Source organism: Flaviflexus sp. (assembly GCF_052087705.1).
GTDB classification, from domain to species: domain Bacteria; phylum Actinomycetota; class Actinomycetes; order Actinomycetales; family Actinomycetaceae; genus Flaviflexus; species Flaviflexus ciconiae.
In genome coordinates, this window is sequence record NZ_JBQCYC010000011.1 from 25,244 (window position 1) to 47,118 (window position 21,875).

At 59.5% G+C, this 21,875-nt stretch carries 19 protein-coding genes; 14 read left to right on the forward strand and 5 right to left on the reverse strand.

Features of this window, described 5'->3' with window-relative positions; translation table 11 throughout:
• Both ACTHUY_RS07320 and ACTHUY_RS07325 read left to right on the forward strand, forming a co-directional pair.
• Window positions 1-1,087, forward strand: a 1,087-nt coding sequence (locus ACTHUY_RS07320; RefSeq protein ID WP_441678277.1) for a hypothetical protein, incomplete at its 5' end; no start/stop codon positions are given.
• Between the two features lie 2 nt (window positions 1,088-1,089).
• Window positions 1,090-2,085 (forward strand): asparaginase, encoded by a 996-nt coding sequence (locus ACTHUY_RS07325; protein WP_441678279.1) that lies wholly within the window; start codon window positions 1,090-1,092, stop codon window positions 2,083-2,085.
• A gap of 22 nt (window positions 2,086-2,107) precedes the next feature.
• Here the strand turns inward: ACTHUY_RS07325 and ACTHUY_RS07330 are convergent, their stop codons facing one another.
• Complete coding sequence (locus tag ACTHUY_RS07330) at window positions 2,108-3,394, reverse strand: protoporphyrinogen/coproporphyrinogen oxidase (protein ID WP_441678281.1); 1,287 nt, start codon at window positions 3,392-3,394, stop codon at window positions 2,108-2,110.
• Window positions 3,391-4,386: a uroporphyrinogen decarboxylase gene (gene hemE, locus ACTHUY_RS07335; protein ID WP_441655527.1), complete on the reverse strand. Its 996-nt coding sequence runs from the start codon at window positions 4,384-4,386 to the stop codon at window positions 3,391-3,393. The genes ACTHUY_RS07330 and hemE overlap by 4 nt, the downstream gene beginning before the upstream one ends.
• Window positions 4,387-4,441: 55 nt before the next feature.
• Here hemE and ACTHUY_RS07340 point away from each other — a divergent pair, with 55 nt between their 5' ends.
• The 4 genes from ACTHUY_RS07340 (at window position 4,442) to fbaA (ending at window position 8,597) form a co-directional block, all read left to right on the forward strand.
• Complete coding sequence (locus ACTHUY_RS07340) at window positions 4,442-5,731, forward strand: glutamyl-tRNA reductase (RefSeq protein ID WP_441655528.1); 1,290 nt, start codon at window positions 4,442-4,444, stop codon at window positions 5,729-5,731.
• Window positions 5,724-6,707, forward strand: coding sequence for a ferrochelatase (hemH, locus tag ACTHUY_RS07345; RefSeq protein ID WP_441655529.1), 984 nt, complete (start codon window positions 5,724-5,726; stop codon window positions 6,705-6,707). The genes ACTHUY_RS07340 and hemH overlap by 8 nt, the downstream gene beginning before the upstream one ends.
• 8 nt (window positions 6,708-6,715) lie before the next feature.
• On the forward strand, window positions 6,716-7,411 hold the full coding sequence (gene hemQ / locus ACTHUY_RS07350; RefSeq protein ID WP_126704107.1) for a hydrogen peroxide-dependent heme synthase: 696 nt from the start codon (window positions 6,716-6,718) through the stop codon (window positions 7,409-7,411).
• Window positions 7,412-7,574: 163 nt separating this feature from the next.
• Window positions 7,575-8,597 (forward strand): class II fructose-bisphosphate aldolase, encoded by a 1,023-nt coding sequence (fbaA, locus tag ACTHUY_RS07355; protein WP_441675248.1) that lies wholly within the window; start codon window positions 7,575-7,577, stop codon window positions 8,595-8,597.
• A gap of 108 nt (window positions 8,598-8,705) precedes the next feature.
• Here the strand turns inward: fbaA and ACTHUY_RS07360 are convergent, their stop codons facing one another.
• Window positions 8,706-9,131 (reverse strand): hypothetical protein, encoded by a 426-nt coding sequence (locus ACTHUY_RS07360; protein WP_441655531.1) that lies wholly within the window; start codon window positions 9,129-9,131, stop codon window positions 8,706-8,708.
• A 369-nt stretch (window positions 9,132-9,500) separates the two neighbouring features.
• Here ACTHUY_RS07360 and ACTHUY_RS07365 point away from each other — a divergent pair, with 369 nt between their 5' ends.
• The 4 genes from ACTHUY_RS07365 to ACTHUY_RS07380 all read left to right on the forward strand — a co-directional run bounded on the left by ACTHUY_RS07365 (window position 9,501) and on the right by ACTHUY_RS07380 (window position 11,322).
• A complete protein-coding gene (locus ACTHUY_RS07365; RefSeq protein WP_441678283.1) occupies window positions 9,501-9,920 on the forward strand; it encodes a hypothetical protein in 420 nt (139 codons plus the stop codon).
• Between the two features lie 106 nt (window positions 9,921-10,026).
• Window positions 10,027-10,443: a hypothetical protein gene (locus ACTHUY_RS07370; protein ID WP_441655533.1), complete on the forward strand. Its 417-nt coding sequence runs from the start codon at window positions 10,027-10,029 to the stop codon at window positions 10,441-10,443.
• A gap of 21 nt (window positions 10,444-10,464) precedes the next feature.
• A complete protein-coding gene (locus tag ACTHUY_RS07375; protein ID WP_441678284.1) occupies window positions 10,465-10,875 on the forward strand; it encodes a hypothetical protein in 411 nt (136 codons plus the stop codon).
• Between the two features lie 45 nt (window positions 10,876-10,920).
• Entirely contained in the window at window positions 10,921-11,322 is a 402-nt protein-coding gene (locus ACTHUY_RS07380) for a hypothetical protein (RefSeq protein ID WP_441678286.1), read from the forward strand.
• A gap of 85 nt (window positions 11,323-11,407) precedes the next feature.
• Here ACTHUY_RS07380 and ACTHUY_RS07385 read toward each other — a convergent pair whose 3' ends face one another.
• Window positions 11,408-13,771: a glycogen/starch/alpha-glucan phosphorylase gene (locus ACTHUY_RS07385; RefSeq protein ID WP_441678288.1), complete on the reverse strand. Its 2,364-nt coding sequence runs from the start codon at window positions 13,769-13,771 to the stop codon at window positions 11,408-11,410.
• Between the two features lie 495 nt (window positions 13,772-14,266).
• Here ACTHUY_RS07385 and ACTHUY_RS07390 point away from each other — a divergent pair, with 495 nt between their 5' ends.
• Entirely contained in the window at window positions 14,267-15,550 is a 1,284-nt protein-coding gene (locus ACTHUY_RS07390; RefSeq protein ID WP_441678290.1) for an adenylosuccinate synthase, read from the forward strand.
• A 319-nt stretch (window positions 15,551-15,869) separates the two neighbouring features.
• On the opposite strand, the gene ACTHUY_RS07395 is transcribed toward ACTHUY_RS07390, so the two are convergent.
• A complete protein-coding gene (locus tag ACTHUY_RS07395; protein WP_441655196.1) occupies window positions 15,870-16,943 on the reverse strand; it encodes a hypothetical protein in 1,074 nt (357 codons plus the stop codon).
• 443 nt (window positions 16,944-17,386) lie between these two features.
• On the opposite strand from ACTHUY_RS07395, the gene ACTHUY_RS07400 reads away from it, so the two are divergent.
• From ACTHUY_RS07400 to ACTHUY_RS07410, 3 genes are all read left to right on the forward strand, one after another.
• A complete protein-coding gene (locus ACTHUY_RS07400; protein WP_441678292.1) occupies window positions 17,387-19,252 on the forward strand; it encodes a phosphoenolpyruvate carboxykinase (GTP) in 1,866 nt (621 codons plus the stop codon).
• 248 nt (window positions 19,253-19,500) lie between these two features.
• The gene (gene purD, locus ACTHUY_RS07405) at window positions 19,501-20,718 is read left to right on the forward strand and encodes a phosphoribosylamine--glycine ligase (protein ID WP_441655194.1); all 1,218 of its coding nucleotides are present in this window, start codon (window positions 19,501-19,503) and stop codon (window positions 20,716-20,718) included.
• 227 nt (window positions 20,719-20,945) lie between these two features.
• Window positions 20,946-21,851: a phosphoribosylaminoimidazolesuccinocarboxamide synthase gene (locus ACTHUY_RS07410; RefSeq protein ID WP_441655193.1), complete on the forward strand. Its 906-nt coding sequence runs from the start codon at window positions 20,946-20,948 to the stop codon at window positions 21,849-21,851.
• The last annotated feature ends 24 nt before the right edge of the window (window positions 21,852-21,875 follow it).

Sequence of the window (21,875 nt, forward strand, 5' to 3'; positions counted from 1 at the left end):
CGGACGTGAACTCTCCGTTGATAATCGCCTTGCGGATCTGCGCGTGTGCGTAGCCGGCCTGCGTCTGAGCGGGCCCGGAGCCCATGTCTGCTACCACTGTCTACCTCCGGGAGTCGCCACGTCCGGTGGTATTGCCGCAGGTCTAATTGGTGCCTTCGCCGGTTTCACGCAACCGGCGATCACCGCGGTTGTCACGGGACCCGCCTCGGTCAAGCTGGGGGTTGATCCGAACAAGTCAGCGGGTACTCACGCACACGCCGGGCATCTCGGTAACTTCGCGGGATTTACCCATCCAACACTTCTCGCAGTCATCGCAACGACCGGCATTACGTTCGGCTGGATTAATGCGATCGGCCTTGGAACGGCACTCGCAATCTTCTTGGTCTCGTTCCTTCGGATGAGAGGGGATGTCAAGGACAGGGCGAAGCACTCGCCAGCTGAGCTCAAGGAGGCACTCAAGGATTTCCAACGCAAGGATGAAGAGCCAGCAACCTGGTGGGTGCTGCTCCCCTTCCTCATTCTCGTTGTTGGTTTTGCCATGGGATACCCGGTCTTTGTAGTTGGCTTCATTGTGTCCGTCATCGTCATGCTCATGGCGCGGACCAATCCAATGGACACAGAGCGTTCCATGCTTGAATCTGTTCAGCGCGTTGCAGTCCCGCTTATCGCCACGATTGGTTTCCTTTACATGTCCGCTGTTATCGGTGCTATCGGCATTGCCGATCTCCTCGGTGACTGGTTCGAACCGCTTATCGACACGGCCCCGATCATCACGCTGATCCTCGTCTCGGCAGTGGCAGGGCTTCTCACGCAGTCAAACTCGGCCTCTGCGGACATCATCCTGCCTATGCTCTCTATTGTGATGGCAACGGGAGATGTGAATCCGTTGGCGGCGGCAGCCGCTGCCGCGGGTCCGACCGCGGTTATGCAGTATTTCCTTACGGGTGGCCCCGTCGCTGCCCTAGCCACGACAATCCCGGTCGTTCCTGACTCGGACCTCAAGTTGGCAAACAAGTTCCAACGGCCGTCCCAGCTTGTTGGTCTCTTATTCGTTTCCGCCGTTGCAATTATCCTGGGAGGATTCTGATCATGTCGAAGAAAGCTGTTGTTGCTGTCGGGGCTCTCGGAGGCACGATAGCCATGTCCGCAGTTGGTACCGGCGCAGTGAAGCCGGAGCTTGACGCTGAGGACCTTGTTGCTGCGGTTCCTGAACTCACCAATATTGCCGATATTCGGGCCCATTCGATCGCGAATGTTGCGTCCCCCGCGATCGTCCCATCCCATGTTCTCGACGCTCTGGCGTTTGCTCGTAGGGCCGTTGATGATGGGGCGGTGGGGGTGGTTCTCACCCACGGCACGGACACTCTTGAGGAAACGGCATACTTCCTTGACCTGCTGTGGGATCGTGAGGAGCCGCTCGTTGTCACGGGAGCCATGAGGAGCCCCAACCTCCCGGGAGCTGACGGTCCAGCAAACCTACTATCCGCTGTTGTTGCTGCTTCTTCCGAAGAAGCACGAGGCCTGGGGGTGCTGGTTGTCCTGGACGATACCGTTCACCTCGCCAGGCTCGTGTCGAAAACACACTCGACCGGAGTGTGGACTTTCCGGTCGCCCGGGTGGGGGCCGGTGGGCAGGATCGCGGAACGCAAGCTACGACTGATGCTGAAGCCAGCGAGAATGTTTGATCCGCTACCCGTGCCTTCCGCGGACCCACTGCACATCCCAATCGTCCAGTCCCCGTGGGCGGATGATGGAATGTGGGTGACTGCCATTGCCTCGAATAATCCCCGCGCCCTCGTTATCGAGGCTTCGGGTGTCGGCCATCTATCGGAGGCTGCTGCCGATGCGTGCGAGCAGCTCATGAAGGACGGTCTCCTTGTTGCGATGGTGACGCGAACGGGAAGTGGAACAACGCTGGAGCATTCCTACGGTTATCCGGGTTCCGAAGAGGACCTCATCGAACGCGGCATCATCCCCGGGGGCTTCCTTACCGGCCGTAAGCTCCGCGTCCTGCTTCACGTACTCCTGAGCTCCGGAGCCGACGTGGACACGATCCGAAACACCGTTGCCGGCCACGGGCGTTAAGTGTTTACCCCAGGGTGTTTCCCTAGGCGATAAGCGACTGCGCCGAGGCGAGGGCGTGGGGGATAACGGCGGCTATGCCGGTGCCTGCCCGCCACGCGCCCGTCACGGTGATCTGCTTGGGCGGGGTGATGGCCTCGGCCCAGCTTCGTAGGGCAGGTGTTGACGGAGTCAGAGCATCTCCCCAGCGGACCACGCGGGCCCCGACGATCGCTTCCGGGTCGATCTGGGTTCCTAGAAGCTGGTTAGCGTCCTGGAGTGCCTGCTCCGTCGAGAGGTCCTCGTTCAGGGCATAGGAAACACGGATTGCATGGAAGTCCGTGACCCCTCGTAGCCACGGCCACTTGGAAGACAGGTGGGTAAGCGCCTTAGCGCGAGAGGTGCCCTGAACGCAGAGAAGGCCCGAGCCCCTCGTTGCCTCATCAAGCTCAGGAGCGTCCAAAACAAAGCTGACGTGCGTCGTCGGCTTGCCCTGCGGGATCTCGAACGGCTCCAGGTCCATGACCTGTTCCAGAAGGAACTGGGAGGACCGAATATCGGTGGCCAGGATGATGTGCTCAGCATCGATAGCAATCGAGGTGCCGTCGATCTCCGCGGTGACGGAGGCGCCGCTCTCGGTGAGGTCAAGTGAGTTGACGCGTGCACCCGTCACGAGCTCGGCACCCGCTTCCTCAGCCTGTTCGGCGAGAGCGTCAACGAGGCGGAACATGCCACCATCGACAGAGGCAATTGCCGGGCCCGACAGGCCCTTCGCAACTGCTTTTGCCAGACTTCCCGTTTCGAGGAAGTCTGCCTTCAGCTTTGGGTTGATCGACAGGTTGGCCGGGTCGGTGGAGTAGATGGCTCCGGCAATGGGGCGAACGAGCTTCTCGAGCAGCTCGGTTCCCATGCGAGCCTCTACGAGCTCGGCGAGGGTCGTTGCTTCTGCACCGATGGAGGGATCTAAGACCAGGTCTTCCTTGATCCGTTCGGTGTCGGCGATGATTGCGGCGATCTCGTCGGAGGACGGGTCGGCTGGGATACCGAGGGACGTGTTTGCGGGGATCTGGATGGGGGAGCCGTTCCAGATCCAGGACCGGCCCGCGGGGAGGACCGTTTCAAGTCCGAGGCCGCGCAGGTAGTCGGTAACCTCGGTGGCCCGGCGGGCGTAAGACTCAGCTCCAATGTCGAAGCGGACTCCACCAATTTCCTCGGAGGCGACGAGACCGCCGAGCTTGCTCCGTGCCTCCAGGAGGGTGACTTCTTTGCCCGCGGTGGCAAGAGCGTGGGCTGCGACGAGGCCGGCAAGGCCGCCTCCGACGATGACAATCACAGCTCGCCCTTAACGTAGGACACAATCCTCGTCAGGACCTCGGGATCGGTTGTCGGGGGAACGCCGTGGCCGAGGTTGAGGATATGTGCGGGCGCCGCCTTGCCTGCTTCTATGACCTCATCGATGTGCTTTTCGAGAACCGACCACGGGGCCGCAAGAAGAGCCGGATCGATATTGCCCTGAAGGGGCTTTCCCGGGATCCGCTTTGCAACCGAGTCGAGCGGGACACGGTAGTCGACTCCGAGAACATCGCAGATCGATGCCATCTGCCCCAGCAACGTGCTTGTGCCCGTACCAAAGTGAATGGTGGGCACCGTTGCGTAGGAGAGTGCCCTCGTCGAGTAGGGGAGGACCTTCTCTTCGTAGGTCTTCAGCGACAGGGAGCCCGCCCAGGAGTCAAAGAGCTGAACGACGGAGGCACCGGCCTCGATTTGGATCTCCAGGAACCGGCCGGTGATGTCGGCGGCCCACGCCATGAGGCGGTCCCAGGATTCCGGGTCGGAGTACATGAGTGCGCGGGCCGCCAGGTGATCGCGGGAGGGCTTACCTTCAACGAGGTAGGCCGCGAGGGTGAAGGGGGCGCCACCGAAGCCGAGGACGGGAACGTCGAGCTCGTCAACACAGATCTTGACCGCGTCCCGGATCTCCTGAGAGTCCTCAAGCCTGTGGGAGACGAGATTGTCGATGTCGGCCTTGGAAGAGATGGATGTGCCGAACACGGGGCCCACGCCGGGCTTGATGTCGACATCAATACCGGCAACCTTGAGGGGAGTAACGATGTCGGAGAAAAACACGGCACCGTCCACGCCGTGGCGGCGTACCGGTTGCATTGTGATCTCCGCCGCCATCTCCGGCCGCAGGCAGGCCTCCAGCATCGTTGTACCTTCGCGTAGCGCGCGGTACTCAGGAAGGGACCTTCCCGCCTGACGCATAAACCAAACGGGGACACGCTCGCCTCGAATACCTCGGGCTGCATCGACTAAGAGGGACACGTCTCTATTGTCCGGCTAAGTAGACCTTTTTTCCAGTTAGGTACACAATCGAAGGGTGAGTTTTGTGGTCCTAACAGCGAATCACCACGATTCCGACATTTCCGACGTTGAGGGTCTTGCACAGCGCGGTGCACTGGTAAAACAGGAGATCCTGGAACGTGAGGGCGTGTCGGGTGCCGTGGTCCTTTCCACGTGCAACCGGTACGAGGTCTACCTCGAAGCCGATGAAACTGCCGCACGAGATGTCGCGGAGCTACTCGGAATCGACCACAGCATTTCAGTCTTTTCGGGTCTCGACGCTGCCCGCCACCTCTACGAAGTCGCCTCCGGTCTTGACTCCATGGTCGTTGGCGAACGCGAGATCGTCGGCCAGGTACGCCAGGCGCTTGCCTCAGCCCGCAAGGAAGGCACCACCTCCCCTCTTCTCGAGCAGACCATCCAGGGTGCACTCCGCACCTCTCGCGAGGTCGCCGTCAAGACGGACTTCTCCCGCACCGGACGTTCTATTGTCGCCGTGGCTTTGGATATGGCGGGGGCGGTTGCCTGCGAACGCGGCCAATACGAGTGGGAAGAAACCGGTGGACCCACCGTTCCCGCAACCGACTGGGCCGGAATCAAGGTCCTCCTCGTCGGCACCGGCGCCTACGCCGGAGCGACCGTTGCGGCGCTGCGGGAACGCCGTGCTGACAATGTCCGAGTCTGGTCGCAGTCCGGCAGGGCCAAACAGTTCGCCGCCGATCACGGAATTGACTACTCGCCGTCTCTCGACCTGGACTGGCCTGACGTTATTGTTCTATGCCGCGGCACAGGATCTCCGGTGCTCACTGCCGACATGGTTCGTGATGCAAAGCGGACTCGCGGCCCCCTTACCCTCGTTGACCTTGCCCGTTCCAAGGATGTTGAGTCCGAGGTGACGCAGATCGAGGACGTCACCCTCATCGATCTTGAGACCGTGCGCAAGCACGTACCGGCAGCCGCTAGCGGCGACGTTGAGAATGCTCAGAACATCATCGCCGAAGGCCTCGCGAAGCTCGACTCGGATCTTCTCGGTCGCACGATGGACCCGCTGGTTGTTGCCGTGCGCAATGCTTTTGCGGCCGAACTGGAGAAGGAACTTCGCCAACTTCCCGCGAGCGGAGATATTCCTGCCGAGCACGCTATCCGCGCCCTGCAACGCTTCGCGGCGGCAGTTGCCTACCATCCGACGGTTTCTGCCCAGAAGGCCGCGAAGGAAGGCCGGGGCGAAGAGTTTCATCGGGCCGCTGAACTAGTATTTGGAATTGATCTGCCAGAACCCACCGAACAGGCACTGACGTGCCCCCGAAAGGACCAACCACATGCCTGATGCCTATCTCGTGCTCTCGTACGGGGGCCCGAACAAGCCGGAAGATGTTGTTCCATTCCTGAGGAACGCAACCAAGGGCAAGGGAATCCCAGATGAACGGCTGGAGCAGGTGGGTGAGCACTACTACATGTTTGGCGGGAAGTCCCCGATCAACGAACTGAACGATGAACTTGTTGAACACCTGCGGGACGAACTGGCCAGGCGCGGCAACAACACCCCGGTAGCGATCGGTAACCGCAACTGGGAGCCCTACGGCAACGACGTCATCAAGGCCCTTTATGACGATGGTGCGCGCGACATCCTCGCCCTCGCCACCTCCGCGTACCAGTCGTATTCGTCATGCCGGCAGTACCGCGAGGACATTGCTCGCTGGATGGGAGAACTTGACCTTCCCGACCTGACGATCCGCAAGGTCCGCCCGTTCTGGGGCACCGAGGGATTCTTCAAAGCAACACTGACCGCAGTATCCGAAGGTCTATCAAAGGCCGCCGAAGGTTCGCGTCTGATCTTCGTTACCCACTCGATCCCGACCGCAATGGACGAAGCATCGGGAACCGACCATGAACTGACCTACGAAAAGCAGCACCACGCACTCGCTGGCAGGGTTGCCACTGAACTTGGCGTGAGCGAATGGGACATGGCGTACTGCTCCCGTTCCGGTAGCCCCCGCACCCCGTGGCTGGAGCCCGACATTTGCGACCACCTCGAGGAACTCCATGAGCAGGGCGTGACGAACGTTGTCCTGGCCCCCATTGGCTTTATTTCTGACCACATGGAAGTCCTCTACGACCTTGACACGGAAGCAAAGGCAAAGGCCGAGGAGCTCGGCATGGGCTTTGTGCGCGCAGACACCGTTGGCGTTGACCCCGACTTTATTTCCCAGCTAGCCGACCTTCTTGAGAACCCCGGCGAAACCTTCTGCTCGGAGACCTGCTGCTGGGCAGGCCCGAAGAGCCCCGAATTCCCAGCAATCTAGGAGCATCAATGAAGCAGCCCGATGACCAGACAGTAGAACTCATCAACAGCTCGAAGATTTACACCATGTGGTCGGTCTTCGCCACGACGGGCGAGATCTCGCCGGACGAGCGGGAGAAGATCGTTGCCGACGCCGAGGCAGCAATTGCTGAGACTGGCGTCGTCGTGCGCGGCTACTACGACGTGGCTGGCCTCCGCGCCGATGCTGACCTCATGGTCTGGTGGCACGCCGAGTCCATCGAAGGAGTTCAGGCGGCCTACCACGCGCTCCTCAACTCCGACCTGCCGATCACTCCCGTATGGTCCGTGACCGGCCTGCACCGCCCCGCCGAATTCAACAAGCGCCACCTGCCCGGGTTCCTTCTCCAGCCCGAAGCCCCGCAGTACCTGTGCGTGTACCCGTTCGTACGTTCCTACGAGTGGTACCTGCTCGAAGAGTCCGAGCGTAGCCGGATCCTCCGCGACCACGGAATGACCGGCGCACCCTACAAGGACGTTGTTGCCTCCACGATTGCTTCGTTCGGGCTTAACGACTACGAGTGGATCGTTGCCCTTGAAGCCGACCAGCTCGACCGGATCGTCGACCTCATGAGGGACTTCCGCTACACGGAAGCTCGTCTCCACGTCCGCGTGGACACCCCGTTCTACACGGGCCCCAAGGTCACGCTTGGCGAGTGGGCGGAGCGTCAGCCCCGCGGCGAGTAAACCGCAGGTGAACGGCAGCGTTCACCCCGAGTGTGTGATCACTCATAAAGTTCAGCTTTTCGCCCTAAAACAGTAAGACCTGGGCCACCTGGCCTACCGAACCCTCGTCGATCGTGAGAGAATGACGAGTGGATTACGCCGACTATCGAAGGAGATTTCCACCGTGGCTATCGCAACCCCCGAGGTTTACAACGAGATGATCGACCGGGCCAAAAAGGGCGGCTTCGCCTACCCGGCCATCAACGTCACCTCCTCTCAGACACTGACCGCAGCACTCCAGGGCTTCGCCGAGGCTGAGTCTGACGGCATCATCCAGGTTTCCGTAGGCGGCGCAGAGTACTGGTCGGGCTCCACCCGCAAGGACCGCGTCGCGGGTTCGCTCGCCATGGCCGCATACGCCAAGGAAGTAGCCAAGAACTACGACGTCACCGTCGCACTCCACACCGACCACTGTGCCAAGGAGAACATCGACTCCTGGGTACGCCCCCTCCTCGAGATTGAGGCCGAGCAGGTCAAGAACGGCCAGCTTCCCTCCTTCCAGTCCCACATGTGGGACGGCTCCGCTGTTGAGCTCAACGAGAACCTCGAGATCGCCAAGGAGCTTCTCGAGCTCTCGCAGAAGGCCAACACCATCCTCGAGATCGAGATCGGCGTTGTCGGCGGCGAAGAAGACGGCGTCGTTGGCGAAATCAACGAGAAGCTCTACACCACCGCCGAGGACGGCATTGCAACGATTGAGGCCCTCGGCCTTGGCGAGAACGGCCGTTACCTCACGGCCCTTACCTTCGGTAACGTCCACGGCGTCTACAAGCCGGGCTTCGTGAAGCTCCGCCCCGAGCTTCTTGGCGAGATCCAGAAGGCTGTTGGCGACAAGTACGGCAAGGAATCGCCGTTCGACCTCGTCTTCCACGGTGGCTCCGGCTCCTCCGAGGAAGAGATTGCCACCGCTGTTAAGCATGGCGTCATCAAGATGAACATCGACACCGACACCCAGTACGCCTTCACCCGCCCGGTCGCTGACTGGATGCTGAAGAACTACGACGGCGTCCTCAAGATCGACGGCGACGTCGGCAACAAGAAGCAGTACGATCCCCGCTCGTGGGGCAAGGCCGCAGAGAAGGCCATGGCTGACCGCATCGTCGAGGCCTGCCAGCAGCTCGGCTCCGTCGGCACCCGCATCAAGTAACACACAGTTCGGGACCATCCCGAATTAAAAGCTCCGGAGGGCGACAGTTCAAAACTGTCGCCCTCCGCGCATATTCAACAAAGCTCTATTGGAGCAAGTGCCCAACTCTCAGGCGTCAACCATCTCCGCGGCATAGGTAACGGCACCGGTGAGGACAGCGAGGACAAGGGCCTGCTTCGTGTGTGCTAGGTGCTTACCTTCGGCACGCTTCTTCTCAGCACGGCGGTAGAGCCACTTTTCTCCAGCAACAGCAATGACCGTTGTGCCGAGCGTGGCGCCAGCTGCGATACCCGCCGTTGACTTAAGCGTCTCAGCATCAGCCGAATCAAGGAACTCCTGGAGTTGCTCGCCCGCTTGGCCAAGCTCCTCACTGCTATGGGAAGCCGTCCAGGCGACAAGTGCAGAGTTCACGGCCGTCTTGCCGATAAAGCGCAGAAACTTCGACTTCACGAAGTCCGGCATTGCATAGTGCGCGAAGACAGTTCCGGTCACGGCAAGCGAAGTGCGGACAGGGTCAAGGGTAATAGCGGACATAGTTTCCTCTCGTTTCGTCCCTGCCAGCCTACGCCGTGGCCGAAGCTCCTGCGAACGGAAAAATGACCCGAGTGGGGGATAGGTGCCCGATAAATAATGTGGAGTTATCGGTGAAACTCAGTGCCCTCGCTGTATTCGGTCAAAGTCAGTAGTTGAGGGTATTCGTCAGCTGCTCCTACCAGCCAGGAACAGGCGGGTGACGGGCACCGTGAGCATCATGGAAGCAGGTTTCATGAGGGCAGCCCGCATTGATTTGCTGAGCAAAGGCCCAGCCGTCATTCTTTCATCCCATCCGGAAGCACTAGCGTCGTGGAGCGGTCCCCACCTTCCCGGTGTTACTACAGAAACTGTCCTGTTTACGATGCTGGCATGAAACGCCTAACTACAGCACTTGTTCTAGGAACCGCACTCCTTGGTGGCGCGGCCGCCTGCGGATCAGAAGGAACTCCCGCACCAACGACGACCGAAGAAGCCGTCCCTCAAGGCACTCTCATTCTCGAGTCGACCGACTGGGTCAAGAACGATTCACTTGCCACCGACGTCACGGAGTTCGAGATGATCGAAGGTGAAACCTACAGAATAGAATCGATGTTCGGAACTGAAACACTGGAGATCCTGGAGGTCACGGACGAAGAGGTCACGGTCCGTGTCAGCGGTGCGTACTTTGCTGGCGATGGGATGGAAGATGGTCCTGAGTTCACTCTGAGCAACGGCGAGACGGTTGGTTTCAGTACGGCAAGCGCTGATGCTGGTGTCGACTACGACCTCACCTATGAGATCGAAGAATAGGGAACATAGTTAGCGAGGTAGGGGTGTTCTCTCCAACACCCGGGGTGGTCACCACTCCCCGCCTTTCGGCCTGCTATGGCGAGGCTCAGCTGTTTATGCTGGGCGCATGAAACGGATAATGAGCACACTCGCTGCGGCCGGACTAGCCCTCAGCGCTGCCGCATGCTCCACCAATGATGAGGAACCTCCGGTCAACACCAGCGAGACCGTGACGTCGTCGTCACAGGGCGTGCTCACCATTCAATCTACGAACTGGACGAAGGGAACCACGCACCCGCCAACGGTCACCAGTTACGAAGTTGTTCCGGGAGAGACCGTGGTTTCGGAGCGCGGCGTCGAAATCTTGACCGTAGACGAGATCACCGACGACGAGATCACGGTGACCCTGATCGGCTGGTATCGCGGGCCATCCATTGACGGCGAAAATCCGACTCTCACGGTGACCGATGGGCAAACAGTCACCTACGAAACAGACAGCGAAGACGCTGGCACCAATTACCGGCTCACCTTCGAGAGCCACTGACAGGAATCAGGAACCGTGATCATGAAAACCCGAGCCTTAGCCACAATGCTTCTTCCCCTAGGGTTTCTGGCTGCCTGCGGTGGAGATCCCGAACCCGCCGCTGAGGTCACCGTCGAAATGTCGGACTGGAGCGGTTGGTCCCCAGACTATGAGCCGCAGGTAAAAGTCGTGACCCACACTGTTGCTGCGGGGGATACCTTCGAACTTGATCCTACGTTTGGTGGCCCCGAAACAGTGACCGTCGAAGAGATTGACGAGGACTCGGTAACACTCCTATTCGATGCTCCTCTTTCTCCGAGGAATGACGGTCGCATCAACATGAATATGAATGTTTGGGCGCCAACTATCACCGAAGGTCGTGCGACAGAGCTAGCGACGGCGACGTTAGATGCTGGCATGAATTACACGATCACCGTCGAGATCACCGAATGAACTAAGGCGACCGCCTACGCGAGAATCTGACACAAAGGTAGAACTATGAAACGCACAGCATTAGCCATCTTCCCGATCATCCTGCTTGGCGCGGCTGCCTGCGGTGAAGGTGAGGAGAAGAGCGCGGAAGTAACAATCACGACATCCCAGTTTGTTGGATGGGAGACGGTCGAGACCACCGAGGAAGGAACGGAGACCTATCAGGTCACGGAAGGATCCGAGATCAAGATCGACCGGAGCCTCACCGACATGACGATCACCGTTGAAGAAATCAATGAAGGTTCGATCGAAGTTTCATTCAGTAGCGCCATGGCTCCGGGCACGAGCGGCGGAGGAAGCGACACAATCTCCGGAACCATCATCCGCGACGGACAAGGCGTAGACATCTCCTCACCCTCAGACGATCAGGTCGATATCTTCTTCATCGAAGTTGATATTGACGACTGAACTCCTGCCGAAAAATGACAAAAAGGTGGCGCCCCGTTTTCGAGGCGCCACACTTGTTAGCTGATGAAATCAGCGACTTAGGTTGTTATTTGACCGGTTCGATCTTCCAGACCTCGCGCGCGTAGTCGCGGATGGTGCGGTCGGAGGAGAAGCGTCCGGAGGCGGTGATGTTGATCCACACCTTGCGTGCCCACTCCATCTCATCCCGGGTGTCCTCGAGAGCACGATCGCGTGCCTCACGGTAGGAAGCGAAGTCACCGATGACGTAGTAGATGTCGGAGCCGCCGGGGCCGGATCCGAGGAGCGAACGACGGATGTCGGCAAACATGCCGGAACCGTTGTCGTCAAGGGTGCCGTCAGTGAGTGCGTTGATAACGCGGCTGAGGCCCTTCGTTGCCTCCATCGTCGCGTAGGTATCATAGGAGGCCATGATGCTGGGCAGCTCCTCTTCCTTCGCTCCGAAAATGTAGGCATTCTCTTCGCCAACTGCGTCAACGATCTCAACGTTCGCGCCGTCGAGGGTGCCGAGGGTCAGCGCGCCATTCATCATGAACTTCATGTTGCCCGTGCCGGAAGCTTCCTTGCCGGCCGTGGAGATCTGCTCGGAGATATCTGCGGCGGGGATGACCTTCTCGGCGGGGGTGACGTTGTAGTTCTCGATGAATACAACCTTGAGCTTGTCGCCAATCTCGGGGTCGTTGTTCACAAGCTCAGCGATCGTGTTGATCAGCTTGATGATGCCCTTGGCACGGTAGTAGCCGGGGGCTGCCTTCGCACCAAAGATTGCAACGGACGGAACCACGTCAAGCGTGGGGTTGTCCTTGATCTGGAAGTAGCGGTCGAGAACATAGAAGGCGTTGAGGAGCTGACGCTTGTACTCGTGCAGGCGCTTGATCTGAACATCGAAGACAGCATCCGGGTTGATCGTGATGCCCTGGCGCTTCTCAATCCAGTCAGCGAAGTCCTTCTTGTTGGCCTGCTTGATCTTGATGAGCTCCTTGCGGACCTTCTTCTGCGTTGCCTTCTTGGCAAGCGGCTTGAGTAGATCCAGGTCGGAGACCCAGGCATCGGAACCAACTTGAGCATCCAGGAGGCGTGCGAGACGCGGGTTGACGTGGTTGAGCCAGCGTCGTGGGGTTACGCCGTTTGTCTTGTTGTTGAACTTCTCGGGCCACAGCTGGTACCAGTCGTTCAGCGTGTCCTTCTTCAGGATGTTCGTGTGGATCGCGGCAACGCCGTTGATCGAGAACGAGGCATAGCAGGCGATCCAAGCCATATGGATACGACCGTCGGAGATCGGTGCCAGGTAGTGGATCCGATCTTCGGAGATGCCACGGCCTGCCAGGTCGTTACGGAAGCGGCGGTCAATCTCGGCAATGATCTCGAGAACGCGGCCGAACAGCTGCTGGAAGATTGAGTACTCCCAGGTCTCCAGAGCCTCAGCGAGGGTGGTGTGGTTGGTGTAAGCGAAGGTCTTCTGGGTAATGTCCCAGGCGTCCTCCCAGGTCAGGCCGTGGTCGTCGAGGAGGATGCGCATGAGGTCGGGGATGGCGAGCACCGGGTGGGTGTCGTTGAGCTGAATGCAGTTGAACTCAGCAAACTTGCTGAAGTCAGTGCCGTGCTTCTCCACGTAGTTGTCGACCATCGCCTGGAGCGAAGCGGAAACGAAGAAGTACTGCTGTCGGACACGAAGGATCTTGCCTTCGTACGTGGTGTCGTTCGGGTAGAGAACGCGGCACAGGTCGGCAACGTGCTCACGCTCAACAATGGCCTCGGTGAAACGCTGCGAGTTGAAGGCGTCGTAGTCGAACTCCTCCATGGGCTCCGACTTCCACAGACGGAGGGTGCCAACATTGTCGGTGCCGTAACCGGTGATCGGCATGTCGTAAGGAATAGCCCTCACGTCCATGTCGTCAAACTTGACGTAGCGTGCCTCTTCTTCGCGGCGGATAACGAAGGGGTAGCCCTCCTCCATCCACGGGTCCGGATGCTCAACCTGGAAACCATCCGAGAACTGCTGTTTGAACAGGCCGTAGCGGTAAAGGATGCCGTAACCCGTCACCGGAAGGTCCAGGGTGGCGCAAGAATCAAGGAAGCAGGCGGCGAGGCGACCAAGGCCGCCGTTACCGAGAGCAGCGTCGTGCTCGGCCTCGAGAACATCGGACAGGTTCCCACCGTGAGCCTTAACAGCGGCAGCAGCTTCATCGACGAGACCAAGGTTGGTCAGGTTGTTAAGCAGCGCACGGCCCATGAGGAACTCGGCCGAGAAGTAGTGCTGTTGGCGGCCGGTGGCGGCGTGCTTTGCAGACTTTTCCCACTTGTCGGCAATCAGGTCAACGATGTTGGCAGAGAGGCCTGTCCAAAGCTCCATCGGTGTCGATGATTCCGGAGTGCGGCCAGCCACGGCTCGGGTAAATGCGCCGAGGCTATTGGTCAGTTCAGAGGTCACAACTTCTCCTTTGTGATGAAAGGCGGCAAAATGCCCTGCCTCCAAGGTTAATGGACGTAGGTGAAAGTCGCGAATGAGTGCCCAGGTCAAGACAGTGAACAGCAAGTAAATGCTACGAGTTTTAGGCATTCTGGGTGATCTCTAAACGCTCGTTTGTGAGCGAATCAATGAAACTTCTGCGCAACGTTGCCAACCGATCTTAAAACTCAAGAAATGTGAACAGTCCGGTCCTTACTGCTCTGTTGAGATTGCTACTGCTTCAGCGGGACTTCGCACGCCTCGGGGTGGTCTCGACTTTGCACGAGGTCCTTATCTATTCGTCTGCGTTTACCTGTTTAACTTGGAATAGATGTGAGATAAGGCTGGCAGAGCACTCGCCGTCTGACCAGGTTGTATGCTTGCGTAGGCGGTTGCAGGGCGAGACACCGATGTCTTGTAAGTCAGCCCGAACTAGAATGAACGCGCTCTCGGTATAAACCATTGAAGGAGATCACCATGCCGGCACTCATTGTCATCGGCGCCCAATGGGGCGATGAAGGGAAGGGTAAGGCCACTGACCAGCTCGGCACGGACGTTAACTATGTCGTGAAGTTCAACGGCGGCAACAATGCGGGCCACACGATCGTGGTTGATGGTGAGAAGTTCGCTCTTCACCTTATTCCAGCCGGTGCTCTCACCGATTCGTGCACGCCGGTCATCGGTGGTGGTGTTGTTGTTGATCTCGATGTGCTCTTCCAGGAAGTCGATGAGCTTGAGTCGCGCGGAATCGACACCTCGAAGCTTAAGGTGTCTGCCAATGCTCATGTCATTCCCTCGTACAACCGGACTCTCGACAAGGTCACGGAGCGCTTCCTCGGTAACCGCAAGATCGGTACCACGGGCCGTGGCATTGGTCCGACCTACGCAGACAAGATGAACCGCATCGGCATCCGCATCCAGGACCTGTTCGACGCGTCGATCCTGCGTCAGAAGGTGGAGTCGGCAATCGATCAGAAGAACCACCTGTTCCTCAAGGTGTTCAACACAAAGGCCGCTGACATCGACATCGTCACCGAGGAGCTCCTCAAATATGCCGATCGGATCAAGCCGATGGTCGCGAACGTCACCAACCTTCTCAACGATGCTCTCGACAACGGTGAGACCGTTGTCTTCGAGGGCGGCCAAGCCACCATGCTTGATGTCGACCACGGCACCTACCCCTTCGTTACGTCCTCGTCGGCAACTGCGGGCGGCGCATGCACGGGCTCGGGCGTTGGCCCCACCCGAATCGACCGCGTCGTGGGCGTTGCCAAGGCGTACATAACCCGCGTTGGTGAGGGTCCCTTCCCGACGGAGCTTCACGACGAATCTGGTGACTGGTTGCGTGAACGCGGTGGAGAGTTCGGAACGACAACGGGACGTCCCCGCCGCTGCGGTTGGTACGACGCCGTGATCGCCCGCTACGCGACCCGCGTCAACTCGCTGACCGATATCGTGCTCACGAAGCTCGACATTCTCTCCACCCTTGATCAGATCCCGGTCTGCGTGGCATACGACGTTGACGGTGTTCGTCACGAGGACATGCCGGCGGATCAGACATCCTTCCACCATGCGAAGCCGATCTACGAGTACTTCCCGGGCTGGCAGGAAGACATTTCCGACGTGCGGAACTTCGAGGATCTCCCGAAGAGCGCACAGGACTACGTCATTGCCCTCGAGGAAATGTCCGGCGCCCAGATCTCCTCGATCGGTGTTGGTCCCGGCCGCGAGCAGACCATCGTCCGCCACCCTCTCATATAAGAGCAAGGGAGATTCGTCGCAGCGACGAGAACTGAATAACTAGCACGAAGGGCGCCACGGTTACTGACTGTGGCGCCCTCGGCTTTTCTCTACGCAAAGCGGGAAGCGGTCCGACAGGCGCTAGAGGAGGGGTGATAAACGGGAGCGGCAACGGTAATAGCGAGGTAGCGATTAACGGGGTAGCGATAAACGGAGAGCCTCAACAGAGCGCGGGCGGTCATGGTAATAAAAGGGGGAGGGCAGGTGCCGTGTGCACCTGCCCTCCCCAAGAGTTAGCGATCGCTGTGGGTCCTACCGGATACAGTTACCGCTCTGGGGATCATCCCCAGTTGCCCTGGCCTCCCTGAGGAGGCTGGCCGCCCTGCTGCGGGCCACCGTACTGGCCGCCCTGAGGACCGCCGTACTGTCCACCCTGGGGTCCGCCGTACTGCTGGCCGCCCTGGGGGCCACCGTACTGCTGCGGGGCTCCGTAACCACCCTGGGGACCGCCGTAGCCGCCACCGGGACCGTAGGGGCCGCCCTGGTTCTTGTTCTTGTTGCCGCGGGCAATCATCCAAGCGACAAGGCCGATGATGACGATGGCGCCGCCACCGATGGCGAACCATGCCCACATCGGGAAGCCGCCCTCTTCATCGGAGTCGCTAGCGTCGTCGGCCTCGTTACTGGTGGTGTCGTCACCGTTGCTACCGGTGTCATCGCCACCGTTGTTTGAGGTGCCGTCGTCGTTACCGGTATCCGGACCGGGGACGCCGTCGTTGTTGCCGGTGCCGTCGTCGGTACCCTCGTTGCCACCTTCATTTCCGGTGCCATCGTCGGAGCCGCCATCATTGCCACCTTCGTTGCCGCCGTTGGTGGCGCCACCGGACTTCATGCCGGTAACCTCGAAGCCCTGGGCCATGACCTCAAGATCGTTGTAGCTAACGGAGTTTCCATCGATCTGGCCGCCGTTGGTGGCCTCAACGATCTCTCCGGGCATGCGGATCGTGATGATGAACTCGAAGGTGCCCATCTCCGGTGGGATCTCTTCCATGCTCATCGAGGGATCGCCCTCCATGAGGAACGTGTAGGAGTCACCGTTGTCGATCAGGGTCTCGCCATCAACGACGTTCTCCATGCTGTTCGCGGTGAGACGGCATGCGAGGTTCTCGCCGGAGATGTCCTCGACGACGTACTCTGCTTCATCCTCTTCGGAGAGGCCCATCTCTTCGAAGACCTGGTCGCAGGTGTAACCCATGCCGGCCATCATGCCTTGGGTGTCTTCCATCTCCATGATGACGTTGGCGGAGCCATCTTCATTGATTTCGATGATTGATTCCATCCGGCATGCTGAGAGGACCAGCATGGTCGGTGCAACGGCTGCTATGGCCAATGCTTTCTTGGTGCGGGTTTTCATTGTTGTCCTTTCAGAATGCCGGTGCGTGAGCTGTCGGCTACAAGGTCCAGACTAAGCGGAGAACTGCTGAATCTGTGAACAAAACCTTGGGGAGTTCTACCAATTTGCCGAATTCGACCCGCGGACCTTACCGATCGGTAACGATGAGATGATCAAACAGGGCAGATCGGATGCTTTTATATGCGATTTAGTAACTCATCGGACAAATTAGTGGCCGGTTTGGGTGTTGTTTCAGTGGGGTTGCTACAAAAGCCCATTTGAGATTATTTGATGGACAAATGCGACAACATGGAAGGGTCAATTAGGTCGAGAGTCCCAATTCATTTCCCAGCGAAATAATGCCAATAGTCCCACCGTTGGGCGATTTTTAACCGGAATAATCATAAGTGGTACTTAACCAATAAAGGAAAAAGACCATCGCCTAGTTTCTAGGAGGAAGCGCGATGACTGACAAGACCTACACCGCCGAGAGTGTCAAGGCAGAGGCCCCGGAGATTGCTCCGGCCGATCTTGTTGCCTGGGTAGCCGAGGTGGCGAACCTGGCAAAGCCGAAGGACATTTTCTGGGTCGACGGTAGCGACGAAGAATGGGATCTGCTCACGGGGCAGATGGTTGAGTCGGGTATGTTCACTCGCCTGAACCCGGAGAAGCGTCCGAACTCGTTCCTTGCTCATTCCCTGCCGTCCGACGTTGCGCGTGTTGAGTCGCGGACCTACATCTGCTCCGAAAAGGAAGAGGATGCTGGCCCGACCAACAACTGGGCGGACCCTAAGGAAATGAAGGAGACCCTCAAGGGTGTCTTCGACGGCGCGATGCGCGGCCGCACCATGTACGTCATTCCGTTCTCGATGGGCCCGGTGGGCGGCCCGATTTCGCAGCTCGGCATCGAGCTCACCGACTCCCCATACGTTGTCGTCAACATGCGAATCATGACCCGCATGGGCACCCCGGCGCTCGAGCTCATTGGCAAGGGCGGCGAATGGGTCCCCGCCGTTCACTCGGTCGGCTACCCGCTGGTCGATGCAGAGGGCAATGAGCGCCCCGATACGTCCTGGCCCTGCAACGACGACAAGTACATCACTCACTTCCCCGAGACCAACGAGATCTGGTCCTACGGTTCGGGCTACGGCGGCAACGCCCTGCTAGGCAAGAAGTGCTACGCACTCCGCATCGCCTCCACCATGGCTCGCCGCGATGGCTGGATGGCAGAGCACATGCTGATCCTCCGCCTGACCGAAGAGGCAACCGGCAAGCAGTTCCACGTAACCGCTGCCTTCCCCTCGGCCTGTGGCAAGACGAACCTTGCCATGCTGCAGCCCACCATTGAGGGCTACAAGGTTGAGACGATCGGTGACGACATTGCTTGGATGCGCCCGGATGAGGAGGGTCGTCTCCGTGCGATCAACCCCGAGGCTGGCTTCTTCGGCGTTGCTCCCGGCACCTCCTACGACACCAACCCGATGGCAATGGACACGGCTCGCGCCAACTCCATCTTCACCAACGTCGCACTGACCGACGATGGTGATGTCTGGTGGGAGGGTATCGACGGCGAGATGCCCGATCACCTGATCGACTGGCACGGCAACGACTTCACGAAGGCAGACGCGGAGGCAGGCAAGTTTGCCGCTCACCCGAACTCCCGCTTCACCGTTCCGGCTTCGCAGTGCCCGATCATCTCGCCCGACTGGGAGGCGCCCGAGGGTGTTCCGGTTGACGCGATCCTGTTCGGCGGCCGCCGCGCCACCAACGTCCCGCTGGTGGCAGAGCAGTACTCGGCAGACCACGGCGTCTTCATCGGCGCATCGGTTGCCTCCGAGGTCACCGCTGCCGCTACGGACGTCAAGGCTGGCTCGCTCCGCCACGACCCCTTCGCCATGCTTCCCTTCTGCGGCTACAACATGGCCGAATACTGGGGCCACTGGACGGAGATGCAGGCCAAGCTTGGCGACAAGTTCCCCAAGGTTTACCAGGTCAACTGGTTCCGTAGGGACGAGGACGGCAAGTTCATGTGGCCCGGCTTCGGCGACAACTCCCGCGTACTCGACTGGATCGTCCGCCGCGCCGACGGTCGCGTTGAGGCCACCGACGGCATCACCGGTCGCTACCCCAAGTTCGAGGACTTCAACCTTGACGGCACCGATGTCGACAAGGAGACCTGGGACAAGCTCTTCGAGACCGACCCGGATGCCTGGGCAAGCGAGATCGATCAGGTCGAAGAATACTTCAAGCAGTTCGGTGACAAGGTTCCGGCCGGCATCACCAACCAGCTCGGCGAGTTCCGCGACCGCATCGAGGCCGCACGCAAGTAACTAACTAATCCCTTCGCATAGGAAAGCGGCAGGTGCTTCGGCGCCTGCCGCTTCCTGTTCCTGCTGATAGGTAGCAGAAAGATGAGGGCGGGGATTGGTGGGGGATTATTAGCGGTTAGATGTGTGCCGGGAATAGTGAAGAAGTGCCGTGGCCGCTATCCGAATTTGCGGTCATTACCCTGTTCATCTGGTGATCGAAATGCGCGCGAGTACCGCGTCATGGCGGAGGCGCAGGTAGGCTCATGGGTATGAAGATTCTCCTCCTCGGTTCGGGCGGCCGCGAGCATGCCCTGGCGCTTGCACTCGCCCCTCACGTTGAAGAACTTGTCGCTGTTCCCGGCAACCCGGGGATCGAATCGATTGCGAACGCCGAATGCATTGCGGGCGATATTCTCAACGGTGCCGACATGGTTGAGATTGCTCGCCGAAAGGCTGTGGATCTCGTCGTAATCGGCCCCGAGGCGCCCCTTGTTGCGGGTGTGGCCGATGACTTGAGGGAAGCCGAGATTGCGGTCTTTGGCCCGTCGGGTGGCGCCGCCAAGCTCGAAGGCTCAAAGGCATTTGCGAAGCAGATCATGGCGCTTTCGGAGGTGCCCACGGCTCTTGCCCACGTGTGCTCGACCCGCGAGCAGGCCGATGAGGCCCTGCAAATGTTTCCGGCCCCCTACGTCGTCAAGGACGATGGCCTAGCAGCGGGCAAGGGAGTCGTTGTCACAACGGATCTGGAAGAGGCAAAGGAACACGCCTACCACTGCATTGACCGGGGCGGTTCCGTTGTTATCGAAGAGTTCCTGGACGGTCCGGAAGTTTCGCTCCTGTGCGTCTGCGACGGTAAGACCGTGGTTCCCCTTGAGCCGGCGCAGGACTACAAGCGTCTGAAGGATGGGGATGAGGGGCCGAATACGGGTGGCATGGGATCGTACTCGCCGCTTCCCTGGGCTCCCGAGAACCTGACCGAGGAAGTTCTCGAGCGCGTTGCCTACCCGGTGGTGCGTGAAATGGAAAGGCAGGGAACCCCGTTCGTCGGGATCCTGTACGTCGGTCTTGCGCTTACCGAGCGCGGCATTCGAGTTATCGAGTTCAACGTTCGTTTCGGGGATCCGGAGACGCAGGCGGTTCTGCCGCGGCTCAAGACGCCACTGTCGGAGGTGCTCTACTCTGCTGCCACCGGCATGCTTCACCAGCTTGCCCCGCTCGACTGGGATCCGGGAGCTGTTGTCACCGTTGTTTTGGCCAGCGCGGGATACCCGGGCAAGCTCCAGCTCGGCGACCAGATCGAGGATGTTCCCGATCTGATTCACGCCGGTACGACCCGCAAGGACGACCAGATTGTCACGAACGGCGGGCGCGTGCTGTGCGTCCGAGGCTTTGGTGAGACGGTAGCGGCTGCTCGGGAGGACGCCTACGCGAAGATCGTGCCCTTTGAGGGGGCGCAATACCGTACCGATATTGCTGCGGGAGTCTAACTACCCGAGATCGATATCAATATCGGACAAGAGCATCCAGATAACGTCATTTGACCTAGTGAGGTCATTGACGGACTGCTGTGACGCCCTATGCGGCACCTTCGTCCCAGAGGCTCAAGATTCTCTTGAGTTCTGAGGTCTTTCCGCAGGCCAGGGGCTTAAATCGCGGGTTTGGGACGCTTAAAGTTAGGGGCGCATAATGCCGGTTTTCGTGGGACAATACTCGTATGACTAAGACGCCGTATGAGAATCTTCGCGGCTGGACGCATCTTACGTCCGGCAAGGTCCGGGACCTGTACGCTCCGGCTGACCTGTCTGCGCATTCTGGGCGCGACGCACTTCTCATCGTGGCGTCCGATCGCATCTCTGCCTTCGACCACGTGCTTCCGAGCCCGATTCCAGACAAGGGACGGATCCTCACGTCGATGACCCTCTGGTGGTTTGATCAGCTTTCCGATGTCACCGCGAACCACTTCGTGTCGGTCGAGGTGCCGGAAACGGTCAAGGGTCGCTCGATGATTACCGAGCGTCTTCAAATGATGCCGATCGAATGCGTGGTTCGCGGCTACATTGCGGGTTCCGGCCTTGCCGAATATCGGGAGACCGGCAGCATATGCGGCGTTGAGCTTCCCGAGGGCCTTGAGGAATGCGATGAGCTTCCCGAGCCAATCTTCACTCCCGCCGCGAAGGCGCAGGTCGGGGAGCACGACGAGAACATCACCTTCGAAGAGGTCAAGGATCGGGTCAGCACCGGAACTGCCCTTCAGCTTCGTGAAAAGTCGATTGCTCTCTACACGCGGGCACGGGAGATCGCGAAGGAAAAGGGTGTCATTCTTGCCGATACGAAGTTCGAGTTCGGATATCGTCTCCAGCCGGGTGAGAAGGAGCTGATCCTTGCGGATGAGATTCTCACCCCGGACTCGTCGCGCTTCTGGGATGCGTCGATCTACGAGCCCGGCAAACCCCAGCCGTCCCTGGATAAGCAGTTCATTCGCGACTGGCTGACTTCGGAAGAGTCCGACTGGGATCAGGATTCGGCGCCGCCGGAGCTTCCTGCAGACATCGTTGACAAGACTCGCGAACGCTACATCCTGGCGTACGAGCGGCTCACCGGGCGCACCTGGAAGAAATAGGCACCGACCAAATGGCACCGCTGT